This is a genomic window from Spirillospora sp. NPDC029432, from assembly GCF_040703975.1.
Lineage (GTDB): Bacteria > Actinomycetota > Actinomycetes > Streptosporangiales > Streptosporangiaceae > Spirillospora.
Map to the genome: position 1 here is coordinate 1 of NZ_JBEZWH010000061.1, position 20,335 is coordinate 20,335.

The 20,335-nt window shown below is 74.3% G+C and carries 15 protein-coding genes and 1 pseudogene; 9 read left to right on the plus strand and 7 right to left on the minus strand.

Annotation, left to right across the window (positions count from 1 at the left end):
• A pseudogene (locus tag AB0881_RS32760) lies at positions 1 to 2,090 on the plus strand (AfsR family transcriptional regulator); the annotation flags it as partial.
• 9 nt (positions 2,091 to 2,099) lie between these two features.
• Here the strand turns inward: AB0881_RS32760 and AB0881_RS32765 are convergent.
• Together AB0881_RS32765 and AB0881_RS32770 are read right to left on the minus strand one after the other, a co-directional pair.
• Positions 2,100 to 2,912 carry an ABC transporter permease gene (locus AB0881_RS32765; protein ID WP_366623236.1) on the minus strand — a complete coding sequence of 271 codons (813 nt, stop codon included), beginning with the start codon at positions 2,910 to 2,912 and terminating at the stop codon, positions 2,100 to 2,102.
• Positions 2,909 to 3,901, minus strand: coding sequence for an ATP-binding cassette domain-containing protein (locus AB0881_RS32770; RefSeq protein WP_366623238.1), 993 nt, complete (start codon positions 3,899 to 3,901; stop codon positions 2,909 to 2,911). Before AB0881_RS32770 ends, AB0881_RS32765 begins: the two co-directional genes overlap by 4 nt.
• A gap of 342 nt (positions 3,902 to 4,243) precedes the next feature.
• Between AB0881_RS32770 and AB0881_RS32775 the strand changes: the two genes are divergently transcribed.
• The gene (locus tag AB0881_RS32775; RefSeq protein ID WP_366623240.1) at positions 4,244 to 4,747 is read left to right on the plus strand and encodes a PH domain-containing protein; all 504 of its coding nucleotides are present in this window, start codon (positions 4,244 to 4,246) and stop codon (positions 4,745 to 4,747) included.
• The gene (locus AB0881_RS32780) at positions 4,744 to 6,237 is read left to right on the plus strand and encodes a PH domain-containing protein (protein WP_366623242.1); all 1,494 of its coding nucleotides are present in this window, start codon (positions 4,744 to 4,746) and stop codon (positions 6,235 to 6,237) included. Before AB0881_RS32775 ends, AB0881_RS32780 begins: the two co-directional genes overlap by 4 nt.
• A gap of 4 nt (positions 6,238 to 6,241) precedes the next feature.
• Here the strand turns inward: AB0881_RS32780 and sepH are convergent, their stop codons facing one another.
• Complete coding sequence (gene sepH, locus AB0881_RS32785; RefSeq protein ID WP_366623244.1) at positions 6,242 to 7,804, minus strand: septation protein SepH; 1,563 nt, start codon at positions 7,802 to 7,804, stop codon at positions 6,242 to 6,244.
• Between the two features lie 380 nt (positions 7,805 to 8,184).
• Between sepH and AB0881_RS32790 the strand changes: the two genes are divergently transcribed.
• The gene (locus AB0881_RS32790; RefSeq protein ID WP_366623246.1) at positions 8,185 to 9,138 is read left to right on the plus strand and encodes a hypothetical protein; all 954 of its coding nucleotides are present in this window, start codon (positions 8,185 to 8,187) and stop codon (positions 9,136 to 9,138) included.
• 26 nt (positions 9,139 to 9,164) lie between these two features.
• Here AB0881_RS32790 and AB0881_RS32795 read toward each other — a convergent pair whose 3' ends face one another.
• Positions 9,165 to 10,475 carry a D-arabinono-1,4-lactone oxidase gene (locus AB0881_RS32795; protein WP_366623248.1) on the minus strand — a complete coding sequence of 437 codons (1,311 nt, stop codon included), beginning with the start codon at positions 10,473 to 10,475 and terminating at the stop codon, positions 9,165 to 9,167.
• Positions 10,476 to 10,513: 38 nt separating this feature from the next.
• On the minus strand, positions 10,514 to 11,734 hold the full coding sequence (locus AB0881_RS32800; RefSeq protein ID WP_366623250.1) for an MFS transporter: 1,221 nt from the start codon (positions 11,732 to 11,734) through the stop codon (positions 10,514 to 10,516).
• A gap of 130 nt (positions 11,735 to 11,864) precedes the next feature.
• On the opposite strand from AB0881_RS32800, the gene AB0881_RS32805 reads away from it, so the two are divergent.
• From AB0881_RS32805 to AB0881_RS32815, 3 genes are all read left to right on the plus strand, one after another.
• Positions 11,865 to 13,064, plus strand: coding sequence for a lytic transglycosylase domain-containing protein (locus AB0881_RS32805; protein WP_366623252.1), 1,200 nt, complete (start codon positions 11,865 to 11,867; stop codon positions 13,062 to 13,064).
• 51 nt (positions 13,065 to 13,115) lie between these two features.
• A complete protein-coding gene (locus AB0881_RS32810; RefSeq protein ID WP_366623254.1) occupies positions 13,116 to 14,036 on the plus strand; it encodes a ferrochelatase in 921 nt (306 codons plus the stop codon).
• 76 nt (positions 14,037 to 14,112) lie between these two features.
• The gene (locus AB0881_RS32815) at positions 14,113 to 14,925 is read left to right on the plus strand and encodes an inositol monophosphatase family protein (protein ID WP_366623256.1); all 813 of its coding nucleotides are present in this window, start codon (positions 14,113 to 14,115) and stop codon (positions 14,923 to 14,925) included.
• A 136-nt stretch (positions 14,926 to 15,061) separates the two neighbouring features.
• On the opposite strand, the gene AB0881_RS32820 is transcribed toward AB0881_RS32815, so the two are convergent.
• Entirely contained in the window at positions 15,062 to 15,238 is a 177-nt protein-coding gene (locus AB0881_RS32820) for a hypothetical protein (RefSeq protein WP_366623258.1), read from the minus strand.
• Between the two features lie 226 nt (positions 15,239 to 15,464).
• On the opposite strand from AB0881_RS32820, the gene AB0881_RS32825 reads away from it, so the two are divergent.
• Both AB0881_RS32825 and AB0881_RS32830 read left to right on the plus strand, forming a co-directional pair.
• On the plus strand, positions 15,465 to 16,118 hold the full coding sequence (locus tag AB0881_RS32825; protein WP_366623260.1) for a response regulator transcription factor: 654 nt from the start codon (positions 15,465 to 15,467) through the stop codon (positions 16,116 to 16,118).
• Positions 16,115 to 17,413 carry a HAMP domain-containing sensor histidine kinase gene (locus AB0881_RS32830; protein WP_366623262.1) on the plus strand — a complete coding sequence of 433 codons (1,299 nt, stop codon included), beginning with the start codon at positions 16,115 to 16,117 and terminating at the stop codon, positions 17,411 to 17,413. The genes AB0881_RS32825 and AB0881_RS32830 overlap by 4 nt, the downstream gene beginning before the upstream one ends.
• A gap of 76 nt (positions 17,414 to 17,489) precedes the next feature.
• On the opposite strand, the gene AB0881_RS32835 is transcribed toward AB0881_RS32830, so the two are convergent.
• A complete protein-coding gene (locus tag AB0881_RS32835; RefSeq protein ID WP_366623264.1) occupies positions 17,490 to 20,306 on the minus strand; it encodes an ABC transporter substrate-binding protein in 2,817 nt (938 codons plus the stop codon).
• Between the last annotated feature and the right edge of the window lie 29 nt (positions 20,307 to 20,335).

Below are 20,335 nucleotides of genomic sequence, written 5' to 3' on the forward strand. Positions count from 1 at the left end.
AGGCCGCCGCGAACCCGGCCGTGCGGCTGCTGGCCGACCGCGCCGCCGCCGTCTCCCCGGGGTTCGCGGTGACGCCCGCGAACGTGGCGTCCCTCGTGCGGATCTGCCGGGCCCTGGACGGGATGCCGCTGGCGATCGAGCTGGCCGCCGTACGGCTGCGCGCGCTGACCCCGCAGCAGGTCGCCGGCCGGCTGGGCGACCGCTTCCGGCTGCTGGCCACCGGCAGCCGGACCGCGCTGCCCCGGCACCAGACGCTGCGCGCCATGGTCGAGTGGAGCTGGGACCTGCTGGACGAGGCCGGGCGCGCCCTGTGGCGGCGGCTGTCGGTGTTCACCGGCGGCGCGACGCTCGCGAGCGCCGAGCGCGTCTGCGCCGGGCCCGGGCTCGATCCGGACGGCGTCCTGGAGGCGCTCGCCGCCCTGGCAGACAAGTCGCTGCTGGTCGTCGAGACCGGCGGCGCCGACAACGCAGGCGGCACAGGCGGCACAGGCGGCACAGGCGGCATGGACGGCGCGGACGGCTCCGGCCCGCGCTACCGGATGCTGGAGACGATCCGCGCGTACGGCGCCGAACGCCTGGCCGAGGCCGGCGAGGAGGAGCGGGTGCGGCGCGCCCACGCCGAGTACCTCGCGGAGCTGGCCGAGACGGCCGAGCCGCGCCTGTACCGGCATGACCAGCTGCACTGGATGGCCGTCCTCAAGGCCGAGCACGACAACCTGCACGGCGCGCTGCGCTGGGCGATCTCCGCGGGCGACGCGGTGCTGGCCGTGCGGCTGTGCGCCGCGCTCGGCTGGTACTGGTTCCTGGGCGGCGCCGTCCAGGAGGCGAAGGAGTTCTTCGCCGAGGTGACGGCCATGCCGGGCCTGCCGGAGGACGAGACGACCGCGACGGCCCTCGCGCACGGCGTGATGTTCACCTTCGAGGGGCCGTGGGAGAACGTCGAGGCCACGGCCTGGCTGCGGCGGGTCATGCGGATCACCGAGGGGCTCGGCGAGCGGTCGCCGCATCCGGTGCTGCGGGTGATGGTGACGCTCATGCGGCTGTTCGCCCAGGGCTGGGACGAGCGGTCGCGCGGCGAGGCCCGGCCGATGGTCGAGGACCCGGACCCCTGGGTTCGGGCGATCGGCCACTTCGTCATGGGCCAGCTCGCCCTCAACTTCGGCCGCGTCGCCGAGGCGGCCGACGATCTCGCCGCCGCCCTGCGCGGCTTCCGTGAGGCGGGGGACCGGTGGGGGATGTCGTTCACGCTGGCGGCCCAGGGCGACATCCTGGCGTGGCGCGGCGAGCACCGGGCGGCGGCGGACCTGTTCGCGGAGGCGCTGCGGCACAACGCCCCGCTCGGCGGGGGCGCGGGCATGTTCGTCCACATGCACTCCCGGCTGGCGAACGAGCTCGACCTCCTCGGCGAGCACGCCCGCGCCAGGGACATCCTGGACGGGGCGCTGCGCGACGCCGAGCGGATGGGGTCGCCGGAGGCGACGGCCTTCCTGCACATGCGGTACGGCGAGTTCGCCTCCAGGGCGGGTGATCGGGGCGAGGCCGCGCGGCGGCTGGAATTCGCCGAGGAGTACGCGCGCCGCGCCAAGCCGCCGCATCTCCGGGCCATGGTGCTGACCGCACGGGCGCATCTGGACCTGGACGAGGACGGGTCGGGGGCTGGCGGTCCGGACGGGGGCGGTCCGGAGGGGGGAGGCATGGAGGCCGCGCGCCGCCGCCTGGACGAGGCCGTCCCGGCCGCGGTCCGGGCGCTCGACCATCCGATCGTCGCGGACGTCCTGGTGGGCCTGGCCCATCTGGCCGTACGCGAGGGCGCCGCGGAGCGGGCGGCCCGGCTGCTGGGCACCGCCGACGGGCTGCGCGGCGTCCGCGACCTGTCGCGGCCCCTTCCGGCGCGGATCGAGGCGATGGCCCGCGCCGCGCTCGGCGACGCCGCCTTCGAGGAGTCCTACCGGCGCGGCGCCGCGCGGACCCTGGACGACGTCATCGCCGGCTTCGGCCTGGAACGCCCCCCGCCGCCGGTCCTCCTCGCCGCACCCGGCGAAGAGGACCCGGCGGATCCGGCGGGCCGGGGCGTCCCCGGCGCCCGCTGAGCCGCGCCGTCAGGCGCGCTGCTTGAACGCCCGCATCGACAGCGGCGCGAACACCAGCGAGATGCCGACGCCCCAGGCCAGCGCGATCATCGCGTGGTCGAACACCGGGCCGCCCACCAGCAGCCCGCGCATCGCCTCGACCAGCTGGGTCACCGGGCTGTTGTCCATCACCCAGGCGACCGGCCCCGGGATCCGGTCGGTGGACGGGATGAACGCGGTGCTCAGGAAGCTCAGCGGGAAGATCACCACGAACCCGAAGATCTGCACCTTCTCCGGCTCGTTCACCTTCATCGCGATGTAGACCGACGTCCACGAGAACAGCACGGCGAACGCCAGCAGCAGCAGGAACGCGGTCAGCAGTGCCAGCGGCCCGGTCTCCAGCCGGAACCCGATCGCGAACCCCACCGCCAGCAGGATGATCATCGACCAGCCCTGCTTGGCGGTGTCGGCGATGATCCGTCCCGCCAGCGGGGCGCTGCGCGCGATCGGCAGGCTGCGGAACCGGTCGAACACGCCCTTGGTGATGTCGGTGTTGAGCCCGAACCCGGTCGCCATCCCGGCGAACAGCGCGTTCTGCGCGATGATCCCCGGGATCACCACCGGCAGGTACGCCTCCACGCTGCCGGCCATCGACGGCCCGAACACGTACGCGAACAGCAGCACGAACATGATCGGCTGGATGCTGAGGTCGAGCAGCTCCATCGGGTTGTGCTTGATCTGCACCAGGTTGCGCCACGCCAGCGTGGCGATGTTGCGCGCGGTGACGCCGGGGGAGACCCGCTTGGACAGGTCGGCCGGAACCGCGATCCCCGCTGCGCTCATGCCGGGGCCCCTTCCTTCTTGCTCGCCTCGGCGAGTTCGCCGGCCTCGGCGTCGAGGTCGTCGGTGTGATGGCCGGTGAGGGCGAAGAACACCTCGTCCAGCGTGGACTTGCGCATGGACAGCTCGCTGAGCAGCACGCCGGCCTCGTCCAGCCGGCGCACCATCGCCGGCATGATCGCCGGGTCGGTGATGCCCACCGCGACCAGGCCGTCGCGGACCTCGGGGTCGGTGCCGGCCAGCTCGCCGGCCAGCCGCGCCACCGTCACGTGGTCGGCCTCGTTCACCGGGCGCAGCTCCAGCACCTGGCCGCCGACCTGGGCCTTGAGCTCGTCGGAGGTGCCGTGCGCGATGGCCTGCCCGCGGTCGATGACGATGATGTCGTCGGCCAGCTGGTCGGCCTCCTCCAGGTACTGCGTGGTGAGGAGCACGGTCACGCCGTCGTCGGTCAGGCCGCGGACGATGTCCCACAGGCCGTTGCGGCTGCGCGGGTCGAGACCGGTGGTGGGCTCGTCCAGGAACAGGATCTGCGGCCGGCCGACCAGGCTCGCGGCCAGGTCGAGGCGGCGGCGCATCCCGCCCGAGTAGGTCTTCGCGGGCCGCTCGGCCGCGTCGGTCAGGTCGAAGCGCTCCAGCAGCTCGCGGGCGCGGGCCTTGGAGTCCGGCCGGGACCGGCCGAGCAGCCGCCCGATGAGGACGAGGTTCTCGGTGCCGGTGAGCATCTCGTCGACCCCGGCGTACTGGCCGGTGAGGCCGATCAGCTGGCGGACCTGGTGCGCCTCCTTGACCACGTCGAAGCCGCCCACGCGGGCGCTGCCCGCGGTCGGCTCGATCAGCGTGGCCAGGATGCGGGTCATGGTGGTCTTGCCGGCGCCGTTGGGCCCCAGCACGCCGAGGACCGTTCCGGCGGCGGCGGTGAGCGAGACCCCCGCCAGCGCCTGGGTCTCCCCGAATCGCTTCTCCAGGCCCTCGGCCTGGATGGCGTCTGTCATGTGATCTCCCCTGAAGCGGGTGTGTACGGGCTTGTCCGGCCATCCCATGACCTTGACGTTGCGGCAGGTCAAATCATTCGAAGGTCCGGAGTGGTGCGCATCCAGTTTTCGCGCGGGGTCTGTCAGATCGCTGACAGGTCGCTGGTGCCATCACCAGGTTCGCATCCGGGTCTGACAAAACGCTGATACGCCGGTGATTTCTCGGAAAAGTACACCGATGCCCCTGTTCGACGGTCGTACCGGCGGCGGAGACGAGCACGGCCCGGAAGATCTAAACTCGGGTACGTGACGGCGGTGCGGCCAACCCACCCATCCGGCGGAGGCGAGCCTCACCCGCCGCGGTTGCGGCCGCCCGCGCACCGGGTGTCGCCGCGCGCCATCGCGCACTGGGCGATCGAGGCGCTGCTGCTGTGGGGCCTGGCGTTCGGGCTGGCCTGGGGCGTGGCCGCCTGGTACGAGGGCTCCGGCTGGACGGGTCCGCCCGGCTGGCTGGAGACCGTCATCGCCCGGCTGCCGCTCCTGACCGGCGCGGCCGGCGCCCTCATGGTCCTGGTCGCCCCCGTGTGGCGCTACCGGGTGCACCGCTGGGAGGTCAGCGCGGACGTCGTCTACACCCGTACGGGCTGGTTCAGCCGCGAATGGCTGCTGGTGCCGGTGAGCCGCATCCAGACCGTCGACACCAAGCAGGGCTGGATCGAGCGCCTGCTGGGCCTGGCCACGATCGAGGTCAACACCGCCTCGCACACCGGCTCGTCCGAGGTCTCGGGCCTGCCCGCCGGCGTGGCGACCCGGCTGTCGGAGGACCTGGCGCACCGCGCGCACGCCCTGCGCGACGACGCGACGTGAACGCACCCGGCCCGCCCCGCGCCCCGGCGGCCGCGGCGCGTGCGCAGCGGCTGCACCCGCTGACGTCCATCGTGAGCGCGACCCGCGAGCTGCTGGCGCTGCTGGCGGCCGGAGCGGCGGGCCTGGCCGTCGGCGGCGTGTCCACGGCGTTCTTCTTCACGCTGGGCGGCCTCGCCGTCGGGCTGGCCTACCACGTGGCCGTCTGGCTGACGTTCACCTACACCGTGTACGACGACCGCATCGAGCTGCGCCGCTCGTTCCTGCGCAGATCGGTCAAGACGATCCCGCGCGAGCGGATCCGCGGCGTGGACGTCAGCGCGCCCGCCCCGCACCGCCTGCTGCGCCTGGCGATCGTCCACATCGACGCGGGCGCCGACGGCGGCGAGGGCGAGCTGAACGCGGTGTCCCGGCCGGAGGCCGAGCGGCTGCGCCGGGCGCTGCTGCGGCGGGACGGCGCCGCGCCCGCCCCGCCGCGCCGCGAGCTCGCCCGGGTACGGCCGCGCTGGTACCTGTTCGCCCCGCTCGGCGGCGCGTACCTGCTCACCCCGTTCGCGGTGGCCGGCAGCCTGTTCGGCACCCTCTACAACCTCGGCGACGATCTGGGCCTCATCACCGAGGACCGGCTGTCGGACCTCGGGCACCGGCTGGCCGGGCTGCACGCCACCACCGTGCTGGCGCTGCTGGCGGCGCTCCTGCTGGTCACCCCGGTGCTGTCGGTGATCGCGTTCGCGCTGGTGAACTGGGACTTCACCGTGTACGCCCGGGACGGCTCGGTGGTCGCCGAGCGCGGCCTGGTCACCCGCCGCAGCGTCAGCCTGGAGCGGCGCCGGATCCGCGGCGTGGAGCTGTCGGACAACCCGTTCGAGCGGCTGGCCCGCGTCGTCCGGCTGGGCGCCCTCGTCACCGGGCTGGGCGACGCCGCGCAGCGGGGCCGGCTGCTGCCCGCCGCGCCGTGGCCGGTCGTGCGCGGCCTGGCGGGCGAGGTGCTCGGCACCGTGCCGGGCCCGCTCGTCCCGCACCCGTCCGCCGCCCGCGGCCGCCGCGTCCTGCGGGCCGTCGCGCCGCCGCTGGGCCTGGCGGTGGCGGCGCACCTGGCGGGGGAGCCCTGGGTGATGTACGGCTGCCTCGGCCTGGCCGTCCTCGCCGTACCGCTGGGGATCGACCGCTACCGGCAGCTCGGGCACGCCACCGACGCCGTCCGGCTGACGGTCCGGTCGGGCTCGCTGCGCCGCCGGCAGGCCGTCGTCGACCATGACGCGGTGATCGGCTGGCGCGTCCGCCGCACGCTCTTCCAGCGCCGCCTGGGGCTCGCGACGCTGTACGTCGCCGTGGGTGCGGGCGAGGGCGGCTACCAGGCCGTGGACATGGCCGAGGGCGACGCGGTCGCGTTCGCCGCCCGGATCACCCCCGGCTGGGTCGAGCCGTTCCTGGCGGCGGACGGGCCGGCCGGTGCCGCCCCCGAGGGGACGGCATCGCGGACTCCCCGGTAGCGCGTCAGTCGGGCCGGCGCGCGCCGAACATGATCTCGTCCCAGGACGGGACGGACGCGCGCTTGCCCTTGGACTTGCGCCGGTTGCGGGCGGGCCGCTGCGCCCCCGCCGCCTCTCCCGCCGCCGCGGCGGCGGCCGCCGGCGGGTCCACCGGCGCGGCGGGCATGGACGGCCGCGCGGTGGACGGCTTCTTCTTCGCCGGGGGCCGGGACGTCTCCCGGTGCGGCGGGCGCTGCGGCTTGGGCGCCGGCTGGGCCTTCTCCCGCGCGGCCGGCTTCTCCGGCTCGGGCGCGGGTTCGGGCTCCGGCTCGGGTTCCGGCGCGGGCGCCTCCTCGGCGGCCGGCTCCGGCTCCCGCTCGGCTTCGGTCTCGGGGGCCTGTTCGGTCTCGGCCTGAACGTCGGCCTCGGTCTCGGCCTCGGCCTCAAGCTCGGGGGTCTCGTCAGGAGCCTCCTCGGCGGCCTCGGCCACCGGTTCCGGCGCGCTCTCCGGTTCGTTCTCCGGCTCGCTCCCGATCTCAGGCTCCCGCTCGGCCTGGGCTTCGGCTTCGGCCTCGGGCTCCGGAACGGCCTCGGGCTCGCTCTCACGCTCCGGCTCGGGCGCCGAAACGGCCTCCTCGGCCGCGGGCTCGTCCACCGGCTCCGGCGCGCTCTCCCGCTCCAGCTCCGGCTCCTGCCCGGTCTCGGCGGCCGACTCGTCGGGCGCGGGCCTGGGCACGGGAACGGGCGCCACGGCGGCCGGCTCCGGCGTGGAACGCTCCTCGTCCGCCGCGGGCGCCTCCGGTACGGGGCGCGCGGGCGGCCGGGACACGGCCGGCGGTTCGCGGCGCAGGTCGGTGGCGGCGCGCAGCGGCTCGGGCGCCTCCGGGGAGCGCGGCGTGCCGATCCCGCGCGGCGGCGGGGGAGCGAGGTCGCGGCTGTCGGAGACGACCTTCATGGCCGGGCGGCGGGGCACCAGCGGGGTGACGGTGTCGCCGCCGAGCCCGTCGTCCTCCCACTCGACCGCGGTCAGCCGGGCGGCGACCTCGTCGAGCGGGGAGACGTGCCGGCGGCGCGGGTCGAAGACCCACTCGGCCGCGTGCGGGCGGCCGTTGTCGAAGAACGACAGCCGCACCCGCCAGGTGCTGTCCTCGCACTTCCAGGAGTCCCACTCGACCTCTTCGAGGTCGACGCCGCCGCGGCCGAGCCGCTCCTCGACGGTCTCGCCCAGCGGCGGGCCGGGCGTGGACTCGCCGGGCCGGCGCACCGCGACGCGCTGCGCCTGCTGGGCCATGTACTCGCGTTCCTGCAGGACGGGACCCTCGAACCAGCGGACGCGTTCGACCGGGATACCGGCCGACTCGGCGATCTCCTCCGCGGTCTCGCCGGACCGGATGCGAGCCTGGATCTCCTTGGGGCGCAAGGGACTCTCCACTTCGATCTCGAACTGGCCGAGGCGGGAGAAGTGCCCACGGACCGCTGCGCGCAGCCGATCGTCGACGGGCAGGGTGAACCGGGTGCCTCGGCCCGCGGTGGCCAGGACGAGGTACGTTCCGTCCTCGCTGACCGCGACGAGGCGCAGCTCCTGCATGCGTGTCCTTCCTGCCCTTCCTGACGGCACCGGAGGGTGCCGAGGGCGCATGCGTGCCCTTCCCCCGGGTTCCCGAGTCTCTCTTTCGGACACACCTGCTGCCAGCACCGTACCCGGCATGTCCGAACATCGCCGCTCTCGAAGCCCTCTTCACGAGGCCGAAGAGGGCACCTGACCAAGCTTGCCGGTGCCGAGGTCCGGCGGGGGACGCCCTACCCGATTCTTGTGGATCCTTTTCCACACTCTGCCCGACGGGACGTCGAGGCTCCAGTGTTTTGGCGTTGTCATCATCACGTCGCGGGACGGAACAGTTCACCCGCCGCCGGTAGTTCCGGTTTACGAAGTTTGATCGTGGTCGGTGGACAGGGGGAACGAATCCGATGCGGCGCAAGGCGCTGGATCTCAGTACGACCCAGCTCATCGCCAGCGGCCTCGCCACGCTGGCGGCCGCCGTGGGCGCGTCCTTCCTCGGGGTGTACGGCACCGTCATCGGCGCCGCCTTCATGAGCGTGGTCTCCACGGCGGGGGCCGCGGTGGGCAAGCACTATCTGGACCAGGGCAAGGAGCAGATCAAGGAGCGCACGCACCTGCAGGACGCCGTGCGGGACGAGACGGTGGCGCGCGGCGCCGCGGCGGAGGCGCTGAACGCCGACCCGACCCGCACGGTCGTGTGGCCGGGCGGTTCCGGCCGTCCCGGGGGCGACCCGAACGCCACCCTCCTGGACCCGCCGGGCGGCGGCGACCCGAACGCGACGCGGCTGGACCTGTCGCCTGCCGAGACGGTCGCGGACGCGCTGGCGGCCGAGGCGGGCGGGGAGGCGGTGCGGCGGGCGGCCTGGCGGGACGCGTTCCGCGACTCGCTGGCGTGGGCGAGGCGCCGCTGGGCCGTGCTGGCGGTGTCGTCGGTCGCGGTCTTCGCCGTGGTCATGGCCGGCATCACCGTGCTGGAGAAGATCACCGACAAGCCGGCGGCGAGCTGGGTCGGCGCGGACGACGGCCGCGGGACGACCTGGAGCAACCTCGGGAACGACGACGGCGGCGGGGCGGAGCCCGCCGAGACGCCGTCCCCCGGGACGACCCGGGAGTCCGAGCGGCCGACCGACACGCCGGCGACCGGCGGGCAGGAGACGGCGCCGGAGACCGGGCGGCCGACCCCGCCCGCGACGTCCGGCCCCGAGCAGCCGGACCGCCCGACGCCGACCCCGAGCACCGAGCCGGAGCAGCCGGTCGACCCGGGGACCACGACGGCGCCGACCGCGCCCGGGGGAGGCGGGGGCGACCAGCAGCAGGACGGGTCCGGCGCCGGCACCCAGCGCGAGAACCAGGGCTCCTAGAGCCCGCCCGGCGCTCGTGACGCCGGTCAGTCGCCGAAGACCTGCCGGGTGTACGGGTTGGCGAAGCGGCGCTCCGGGTCGAGCTCGTCCCGGAGCGCCCGGAAGTCGGCGAACCGCGGGTAGACCTTCTCCAGGTACGCGGCGTCGCGGGTGTGGAGCTTGCCCCAGTGGGGCCGCCCGCCGGCCGCCGTCATCAGCTCCTCGATCCCCTGGAAGTACTCCTCGTGGGGGTCGCGGTTGTAGACGTGCACCGCGACGAACGCCGTGCGCCTCCCGTACGCCATCGACAGCCAGGCGTCCTCCTCGGGGAGCAGCCGGACCTCGATGGGGAAGCTGATCCGCCAGTCGCGCCGGTCGAAGAGGGCGCGCAGCTCGCGCAGCACAGGGACGAGGCGCTCGCGCGGAATCGCGTACTCCTGCTCCTTGAAGCGCACCGTGCGGGGGCTGGTGAACACCTTGTAGGAGGTGTCGCTGTACGTGCGCGCCCCGAGGGCCTTGGCGGAGATGCCGTTGACGAACGGGGTCGCCTTGGGCACCCGGTGGGTGACGCGGTTGACGAGGCCGAAGACCTTGTTGGACAGGAACTCGTCGTCCAGCCAGTACCTGAACCGCGACAGCGGCTCGGCGGGCCCCTCGACGCGGTTGTTGCGCTTGGTGAGGCAGCCCTCGGTGTGCGGGAACCAGTAGAACTCGAAGTGCTCGTTGCCCTCGTCGAACTCGTCGACCCGGTCCAGGACCTCGTCCCAGCGCATCGGCTCCTCGCGCGCCTGGAGGAGGAACGCCGGAACGGTCTTCCACGTGATGGCGGTGACGATCCCGAGCGAGCCGAGGCCGGCGCGGGCCGCGTCGAACAGGTCGGGGCGCTCGTCGCGCGAGCACGTGACGACGCTCCCGTCGGCGAGCACCATCTCCAGGCCGGCGATCTGGGAGACGAGCCCGGCGGCGTCGCGGCCGGTGCCGTGGGTGCCGGTCTGGGCGGCGCCGGCGACCGTCTGCTCCTGGATGTCGCCCATGTTGGCCAGCGCGAGCCCGTGCTCGTCCAGGACGCGGTTGAACCGGTGCAGCGGCAGGCCGGCCTCGACGGTGACCAGTCCGCCGCCGGTGTCGACGGAGCGGACGGCGGTCAGGCCGGCGGGGCGCAGCAGCACGTCCTCGGCCACGGCGGCGCCGGTGAAGGAGTGGCCGGTCCCGGCCATCCGGACGGTGCGGCCGTCGGTGGCGGCGGCGCGGACGGCGGCGGCCACCTCGGCGGTGGTCCTGGGGGTGGCCACGCGGCGGGGGGTGGCCCGCTGGTTACCGGCCCAGTTGCGCCATGAATGGGTGTTTCCGGGGGACATGGCGGAACTCTACTGGGGGAGGCTATCGCGAGGATAGTTCATGTTTTGGGAGTGGGTGTGCCCGCTCCCGACGAGCGCCTCGCGAGGTACCCCGTCCCCGCCAGCCCGTACACCGCCGCGACCAGCGCCGCGGCCATCGGCACCAGGAACGCCGCCTCGGCCCCGAACTCGTCCACCACCCGGCCGGCGGCCGACGAGCCGCCCGCCAGCCCCACGCCGACCGACGTGGACACCACCGCGAGGCCCTCGGTGAGCTGGTGCGCCGGGACGAGCCGCTCCACCAGCCCGTACCCCGGGATGATCGTCGGCGAGATCGCCAGCCCGGAGAAGAACACCACGGCCATCATCAGGTGGAGGTCGCCGACCAGGACCGGCGGCACCATCGCGACCGCCATCAGCCCGAGCCCCACCTGGAACCGCCGCTCCAGCGGGCTGCGCCAGCGCCGCGCCCCGTACCAGAGGGCCGCGACGCCGCTGCCGAGCGCGTAGCAGCCGAGCACGACCCCGGCCATCCCCTTGCGCCCCTCCTCCTCGGCGAACGCGACCACGCTGACGTCGATCGCCGCGAACACCACGCCCAGCAGCAGGAACACCGGCGTGATCACGCGGACCGCCGGGTTGCGCAGGATGTGCCCGCCCCGGGCGCCCGGCGGGCGCGGCACCGGCGGCGGCTCGGTGCCGCGCTGCGCCGCCAGCGCCAGGCAGCCGGCCAGCGTGAACGCCGCGGCCGACGCCAGCCCGGCCGCCGGATGGACGCCGGTGGCCAGCGCGGTCACGATCAGCGGCCCGGCCACGAAGATCGACTCGTCCACCACCGACTCGAACGAGAACGCCGCGTGCAGCCGCCCCGGCGCGTCCCGCAGCACGTGCGTCCACCGGGCCCGGATCCAGGCGCCGAGCGAGACCTGCGTCAGCCCGGCCAGCGCCGCGGCCGGGAACAGCGTCCAGACCGGCAGCCCGAGCTGCGCGAACGTGATCAGCACGGTGAACGCGGCCGCGTTGGCCAGCACCAGCGGGACCAGCACCCGGTGCTGCCCGTACCGGTCGGCGAAGCGGGCGCTCAGCGGCGCGCCGACCGCGTAGGACAGGGAGAGGGTCGCGGCGACACTTCCGGCGATACCGTACGATCCGGTAACCGCGGACACGAGGAGGACGATCCCGATGCCGACCATGGCCATCGACATGCGCCCGACGAAACCCGCGGCCACGAAGAGACGTGCCCCGGGCACGGCCAGCAGTTCCCGGTAGGGACCGGACATCCGCGCCTTCTCTCCATCCTCGGAGGCGGTCGGCCCCCTGACCAGGCGCACGACCCCGGCGCCAAGATCACGTTACCCGGGCGAAACAATCGAAAAGACCAGTACCCGGTCACGGCGACTCTCGTAGGGAATGGATGTGGCTGCTCCTTCACCCACGCGCGCACCCGGCGCCTCAGGCGGCCCCGGCCGGCCGCCGGTCGTGCCGCCGCTCGGCAGGGGACTGCGCCGGGCCGTCGCCGGCATCGCGGTGCTCGCCGCCGCGAACCTGGGCGGGGGCGTGTACGCCGCGGTGACGGCCCAGAGCGAGCGCGGCGAGCGGGACGGGCGCGCCGGCCCGCGCGCCGGAACCCCCTCGGGCGCACCGGCCGGCCCGGTCACCAACGTCGCCGACGGCGGCCAGGTCGCCCCGCTGAAGCGGGTCGTGCCCCCGGACGTCCTCGCGGTCGGCACCCGCCCGATCGGGCAGGCGCAGATCCAGCGGATCGCCAGGCTGGGCAAGGTCCGGGACGTGATCGCCGTCGCGGGCGGCGCCGTGCAGCTGCAGGGCCGCCAGGTGAACGCGTTCGCCGTGGACCCGTCCACGTTCCGCTCCTGGACGCCGCCCGGCACGGCGCGCGACAACGGCCTGTGGACCGCCCTGGCCGGCGACCAGTTCGTGACCTCCACGGCCGCCGCCGACCAGCTCAGGCTCAGCAAGGGCTTCCCGTACCCGGTGGTCGGGCGGACGATGCCCAGCCTGATGATGGGCGGCTCCGGCTCCCTCGGCCTGCCCGGCATCGACATGCTCGTGCACAAGAAGACCGGCCAGTCGATGGGCCTCGTCCCGAACATCGCGGTGCTGGTCAACGCGCCGGGCGTCAAGCCCGCCACCACCGCCCGCGCCGTCGGCAGGATCCTCGGCTCCGGCGCGGACGTGATCAACCTGCACGACCAGAAGTACCAGGCGCCCGCCAGCGGCAGCTACCTCGACCTGTACAAGAACGCGGCCAAGTCCTGCCCCGGGCTCTCCTGGACGGTCCTCGCCGCCATCGGCCAGGTCGAGAGCGACCACAACCGCAACCCCGGCCGCTCCAGCGCCGGGGCCCTCGGCCCCATGCAGTTCATGCCGGCGACGTGGAAGTCGTACGGCATGGACGGCGACCGCGACGGCAAGGCCGACATCATGAACCCGTACGACGCCATCCCCGCCGCCGCCCGCTACCTGTGCGACCACGGCGCCGCCGGGGGCGGCCGGGCGCTCTACAAGGCGATCTGGCACTACAACCACGCCGACTGGTACGTGCAGAAGGTCCTCGCCCTGGCCAAGGCCTACGACGACCGCTACGGCTGACACGCCTCACCCCTGACGGGGGCATCGCGACGCTGCTGGTTGGATGGAGGCATGAGTCGAGAGAGCACGTACGACGCGTTGCTCCTGGTGTCCTTCGGCGGGCCGGAGGGGCCCGACGACGTCATCCCCTTCCTGGAGAACGTCACCCGGGGGCGCGACATCCCGCGCGCGCGTCTCGAGGTGGTCGGCGAGCACTACCACCTCTTCGGCGGGGTCAGCCCCATCAACCAGCAGTGCCGGGAGTTGAAGGCGGCGATCGAGGCCGACTTCGCCGAGCACGGCGTGGACCTGCCGGTCTACTGGGGCAACCGCAACTGGGACCCCTACCTCGCCGACACGCTGCGGCGGATGAAGGACGACGGCGTCCGGCGCGCGGCCGCGTTCGTCACCTCCGCCTACAGCGGCTACTCGTGCTGCGACCAGTACGTCGAGGACATCGAGCGCGCCCGCGCCGAGGTGCCCGGCGCGCCCGAGGTGGACAAGCTGCCCGTCTACTGCCTGCGGCCCGGCTTCGTCGACCCGTTCGCCGACGCCGCGCGCGACGCGCTGGAGCGGCTGCCCGAGGGGCCGCGCCGCCTGGTCTTCACGGCCCACAGCGTCCCGCTGGCGCAGCCGGGCCGTCCCGACTACGAGGCCGAGCTGAAGCAGGTGGCCGAGCTGGTCGCGGGACGCGCCGCGCCCGGCGTCCCGTGGGACCTGGTGTACCAGAGCCGCAGCGGCCCGCCGTCGCAGCCGTGGCTGGAGCCGGACGTCGTCGACCATCTGGACGCGCTGCACGGCGAGGGCGTCCCGGCGGTCGCGGTCGTGCCGATCGGGTTCGTGTCCGACCACATGGAGGTCAAGTACGACCTCGACGTGGAGGCCGCCGCCCGCGCCCGCGAGCTGGGCATGGCGTACGTCCGCGCGGCCACCCCGCACACCGACCCGCGCTTCGTCGCGCTGCCCCGCGCGCTGCTCGCCGACCACCGCTGACCGCGCACAGCGCACGCCCACAGCCCGAGAGCACGTCAGCCAGACAGCACGTCAGTCAGACAAGGGGACCGAACGGATGAGCCTGCCCGAAGAGCTGCTGGAGCTGGCCGTGGCCACCGCCCGCGAGGCGGGCCGGATGCTGGTCGACAAGCGGCCGGCCGGGGGCCCGGACGTGGTGGAGACCAAGTCCAGCCCGACCGACGTGGTGACCCAGATGGACCGGGCCGCCGAACGCCTGATCATCGAGCGGATCGGCGCGGCCCGTCCCGGCGACGCCTTCCTCGGCGAGGAGGGCGGCACCCGCGCCGGCGGCAGCGGCGTCCGCTGGGTGATCGACCCGATCGACGGGACGGTCAACTACCTGTACGACCTGCCGGACTGGGCGGTCAGCATCGCCGCCGAGGTGGACGGCAGGGCCGTGGCGGGGGCCGTGGAGATGCCCCGGCGCGGCGAGACGTACACCGCCGTGCGGGGCGGCGGCGCCCTGCTGCACACCGCCGCGGGGACGCGCGAGCTGCGCTGCAACTCCGGCGTGCCGCTCGACCGGGCGCTGGTGGCGACCGGTTTCGGGTACGCGGCGGAGCGGCGCGCCCACCAGGCCGGGGTCCTCACCGGCGTGCTGCCGAACGTGCGCGACATCCGGCGCGGCGGGTCGTGCTGCGTGGACCTGTGCTCGCTGGCGGCCGGCCGCGTGGACGCGTACTACGAGCGCGGCGTGCAGGCGTGGGACATCGCGGCGGGGGCGCTGATCGTCGAGGAGGCGGGCGGCCGGGTCGAGGGCCTGCGCGGCGCCCCGGCCGGGCCCGAGTTGACGGTGGCGGGCGGCCCGGGGGTCTTCGAGGCCCTGCACGACCTGCTCGTCCCGCTGGACCCGGCCCGCGACTCATAGACGTGCGCACAGGGGTACAGCGGGTACAACAAAAGATAGGCCCGGAGGCCGGAGGTACGCGTGAGGGGCGGCCCCGCCGGGCGCTGCTACCGGCGTGACCGCCCCCTGGATCTGGCGTCTCTAGGGCGGGCCCTAGTCAGTCGCAGCGGGGTGGTTCGATGCCGATGTCGTGATTCGCTGCGATCCGGCGCAGTTCCTTGATCTCCTCCTGGCGGATGTCGGCCAGGTAGATGTCGCCGTCGGCGTGGGCGTGACGCAACGACTCGTAGGCATCGTCGAGCCGCTGCTTGATGGTGCGTGACAGTTCGCCCATGGGCCTCCCTCCGGATCGTGACCTCCTCTACCCACACCTACGCTGAAAATAAACCTGTTTCGGGCCCCCGGATTCCCGGTGAACTTCCGGTGAGATCGCGGTGCCGGCGGGCGCCGTCCCGGGCGGGCCCTCCCGCCTGGGAACACCGGCTTACGGGCGTCTTACGGGCGCCATGGCATACCTGGATCGGGCCCCGGTGAGGGGCCCGCTCAGTGAGGGGGACGCAGTGCGTGTTCTGGTCGTCGAGGACGAGCGGGTCCTGGCGGACGCCATCGCCACCGGCCTGCGCCGCGAGGCGCTGGCCGTGGACGTCGCCTACGACGGCGCCGGCGCGCTGGAGCGGGCGGGCGTCAACGACTACGACGTGATCGTCCTGGACCGCGACCTGCCCCGGATCCACGGAGACGACGTCTGCAAGCAGCTGGTGACCCAGCGCTACCCGGCGCGGATCATCATGCTGACCGCGGCGGGCGAGCTGGATGACAAGGTCGAGGGGCTGTCCATCGGCGCCGACGACTACCTGGCCAAGCCGTTCGCGTTCGCCGAGCTGATCGCCCGGGTGCGCGCGCTGGGCCGGCGGGCCGCGGCGCCGCTGCCGCCGGTGCTGGAACGGGCCGGGATCAGCCTCGACCCGGGCCGCCGCGAGGTGTCCCGCGACGGCCGCCCGGTCGAGCTCACCCGCAAGGAGTTCGCGGTGCTGGAGGTCCTGCTGAGCGCGGACGGCGCGGTGGTCAGTTCCGAGCAGCTCCTGGAGAAGGCATGGGACGAGCACATCGACCCGTTCACGAACGTGGTCCGGGTGACGATGATGACGCTGCGCAAGAAGCTGGGCGACCCGCCGGTGATCGAGACGGTGCCCGGGGTGGGGTACCGGCTGTGAGCACCGCCCCGCGGCAGCCCCGGCCGTCCCAGCAGGCGCCTCAGGAGTCCCAGCCGTCCCCGCAGCATCAGCAGGGGTACCAGGCCGGGCCGCCCGCCTCGGGCGCCACCCAGCCGATCTCCGGGGTCGCGCCGCCCGCGGGGGCGGCGGCGGGGCTCCCGGGCGTGAAGGGGCGGATGCTGTCCGGCCGGGTGAGCGTGCGGCTGCGGCTGACCGTCCTGTACGGCCTGCTGTTCTTCATGGCGGGCGCGCTGCTGCTCTTCGTGACCTACATCCTGGTGGGGCAGATCCTCGACCAGGTGTTCCCGAAGGGCTACCTCATCATCACGCCCAACGGCTCCCTCGATCCCGAGGTGCTGAAGACGCTGACGATGAAGCAGCTGGTGAGCCGGTCGCTGGTGGCGCTGGCCGGGGTCGGGATCATCGCGCTGGCGCTCGGCTACTTCGTCGCCGACCGGGCGCTGAGCCCCCTGCAGCGGGTGACCACCACGGCCCGCCGGCTGTCGGAGAGCACCCTGCACGAGCGGATCGCGCTGGAGGGCCCGGACGACGAGATCAAGGAGCTGGCCGACACCTTCGACGCGATGCTCGAACGGCTCGGCCAGGCCTTCGACTCCCAGCGCCGGTTCGTCGCGAACGCCTCGCACGAGCTGCGCACCCCGCTGGCGATCAACCGGACGCTGCTGGAGGTGGCGCTGGGCGACCCGGAGGCGTCCGACGACCTGCGCACGGTCGGCCGCACGCTGCTGGCCACCAACGCCCGGCACGAGCGGCTGATCGAGGGCCTGCTGCTGCTGGCCCGCAGCGAGCGCGAGCTGACCACCCGCACCCCGGTGGACCTGGCCGACGTCGCCGCGACCGTGCTGGAGAGCTCGGCCCGCCGGGCCGGCGAGCGCGACCTCGAGGTGACCGTCCACGAGGAGCTGACGCCGGGCGCCACGCTCGGCGACCCGGTGCTGCTGGAGCACCTGGTGACCAACCTGGTGGACAACGCGATCAAGCACAACGACGACGGCGGCGAGGTCTGGGCCCGCACCGGCGTGCTCGACGGCTGGGCGACCGTCCAGGTCGAGAACACCGGCGCGACCGTGCCCGCCTACGAGGTGGACCGGCTGTTCGAGCCGTTCCGCCGGCTGAACGCCGACCGGGTCGAGTCGGCCAAGGGCGCGGGCCTGGGGCTGTCGATCGTCCGGTCGGTGGTGCTGGCGCACCGCGGGTCCGTGCACGCGGCCCCGCGCCCCGGCGGCGGCCTGATCGTGACCGTGCGGCTGCCGCTGGCCCAGCCCGCCGCCTGAACCCGCCGCCTGAACCCGCTGGCCGATCGCACCGCCTGGGGGCGCCTGGACGGCCCTCAGCGGGCGCGTGCCGGGCTCACTTGTACGCGGCGGTCGCCAGGGTCGGGTCGCCGTCGATGTCCATCCCGAGCCCCGTCAGCCTGTCGCTGCGCAGCGCCGCGCTCCCGTGGTTGACCACCGGGATGATGGCCATGTCGTCCAGCGCCCGCTTCTCGGCCTCGCGCATCCGCTGGAGCCGGCCGTTCGCGTCGGCGGTCCGCGGCGTCTCCCAGATCAGGTGGTCGAACCGGGCGTCCTTCCAGCCGGAGTAGTTGGAGTAGCCGTTGTCCTTGGTCGCGACCAGGTCGCTCGACAGGATCGGGCGCAGCATGCTGAACGCCGTCGGGACGTCCGGCTGCCAGCCGAGGGTGGCCAGCCCGGTCGCGTCGCCGGAGGTCAGGTCCCGCACCCACGCCGAGTGGTCGTACTCGGCCTGCATCTTCAGGTCGATCCGCCAGCCGAGGGCGGTCTCCAGCTGCTGCTTGACGACCTCGCCCCAGCGCCGGTGCGAGGGCAGCCCGCGCACGTACAGCCGGACCTCGGCGCCGGGCTTCAGCCCGGCGGCCTCCGCGTACCGGCGGGCCGTGGCGGGGTCGTGCGTGTCGCAGGACGGGCAGGAGCCGGCCTTCTCGAAGCCGGGGATCGACGGCGGGACGATGCTCCGCGCCGGCGGGTTGAGGCCGCCGTACACGGTGTCGCTGATCTTCCGCCGGTCGAGCGCGTACGAGACCGCCAGCCGGGCGTCCTTGGACTTCATCGGGCCGCGCGCGGTGATCGGGACGAGGTAGTTCAGGCTCTGCGTGGTCCTGGTGACCAGGGCGGGGTCGCGGGTGGCCGCGGCCGTGCCGTCGGCCTGCAGCGCCGCCCACTGGAACTCCCCGGCCCGGAACCCCGCCCTGCCCACCGCGCCGGTGTCGGGGGTCAGGTTGATCGTGACCCGGTCGAGCCTCGCCTTGCCGAAGGCCCAGGCGTCGTTGCGCACCAGCGTGACGCGACGGTCCTTCTCGTAGGACTGGACCTTGAACGGCCCGTTCCCGACCGGCCGCTGGTTGTACGCGGCGTTGTCGTACTTGAGCGCGTCCGCGGGCAGCGGCGCCAGGACGGGGTTGGCCAGCCGCCGGTCGAACTCGCAGTCGGGCGAGACCAGCTCGACGTCGAACCCGTCCCCGGACCGCCGGATCCCCGAGAAGTCGTCGCTCTTGCCGCCGTTCACGTCCGCGAAGCCCTTGACGTCCCCGATGTACAGCGAGGCCAGCCCGGTCGGGTCCTGGGCGGCGCGCACCCAGCCGCGCACGAACGCGGCGGCGTCGACCGGCTCGCCGTTGCTGAACGTGGTCCCGGTCTTGAGGTCGATCCGCCAGCTGCCGCAGCCCGGCGCGGGGGTGAGCCTGCTCGCCATCCGGTTCCGCACCGCGCCGTCCGGGGTGATCTCCACCAGCCCGGTGAACAGCTGCTTGGCGATCAGCCGCTCGGTGCCGTACCCGGCGACGGACGGCGACAGCTCCCGGTCGCTGCTGAGCGTGCTCTGCGCCAGCGCGATGGCGCCGCCGGTGCGGCCGGAACCGCCGCCGGCCGGCGGATCGTCGCCGCGGTCGCGGAGCTGGACGGCGATCGCGGTGCCGGCAACGATCAGCGCGACCAGCGCGGCGCTGCCGGCCCCGGCCAGCACGCCCACTCCGGGCCGCCGGCGGCCGGGCTTCCCGGCCCCGGCGGTGCCTCCGGGGCCATTGCCCCCAGGTCCGTTGCCGCCGGGCCATGTGGCGGGCGTGCCCCACTGCTGCGGCGCCGGGGCCGGCGGGGGCGCGGGCGCGTTCCACGGGGACGGCGGTGGCTGCTGCTGGTAGGAGACCTGCCCGTACGGGATGCCGGGCGGCGGTGCCGGGGAATCGACCGCGAGGCGCGTGGTCGTGTGGGTCGCGGCGGCCGCGGCGCCCTGGTTGAGCACCGCGGTCGACTGCGCGTCCTGCCCGCCGGGGCCGCCCTGCCCTTCGGCGGCGGCGGCCGGCAGGCTGCCGGCCAGGTTCAGCAGGTGCACGAGGATCTGCTGCGAGCTGGGCCGGTACGCCGGGTCCTTGTTGAGGCAGGACTGGACGAGCCCGCGCAGCGGCTCGCCCAGCGAGCCCAGATCGGGCGGGAAGTTGAGGATGCGGTGCATGACCGCCGGGATCGAGTCCTGCCCGAACGCCGGCCGCCCGGTCGCCGCGTAGATCATCGTGGCGCCCCAGGCCCACACGTCGGCGGCCGGGCCGATGGCGGTCCCGGAGAACTGCTCGGGCGCCATGTACGCGGGCGTGCCCACGGCGGTGCTGGACAGCGTGCCGGTGGCGTCCAGCGCCCGCGCGATCCCGAAGTCGATCACCCGCGGCCCGTCCGGGGCCATCAGCACGTTGTGCGGCTTGAAGTCGCGGTGGACCACGCCCGCCTGGTGGATCGCCGCCAGCGCGGTCATCGTCCCGATCGCCAGCCGGTCCAGCGCGGGCCCCTCGCGCGGGCCCGCGGCGGCCAGCACCTCCGACAGGGACGGGCCGTCGATGTACTCGCTGACGATGTACGGACGGTCGCCCTCGACGTCGGAGTCCAGGACGCGGGCGGTGCAGAAGGCCGCCACCCGCCCCGCCGTCCGCAGCTCGTCGGCGAACCGCGCCCGCGCCTTGGCGTCGCCGCTCAGCCGCGCGTGCAGCAGCTTGACCGCGACCCGCCGGACGCCGTCGCTCCCGCCCTCCGGGGACTCCGGATCGGCGTCCCGCTCGCCGAGGTAGACCGAGCCCTGCCCGCCCTCGCCGAGCAGCCCGGTCAGCCGGTACGGGCCGAGTGTTCGCGGATCACCCTCGCGCAACGGGGCGATCTCGGGCATCGCGCTCCTCAGAGCCGGGGGATGAAGGT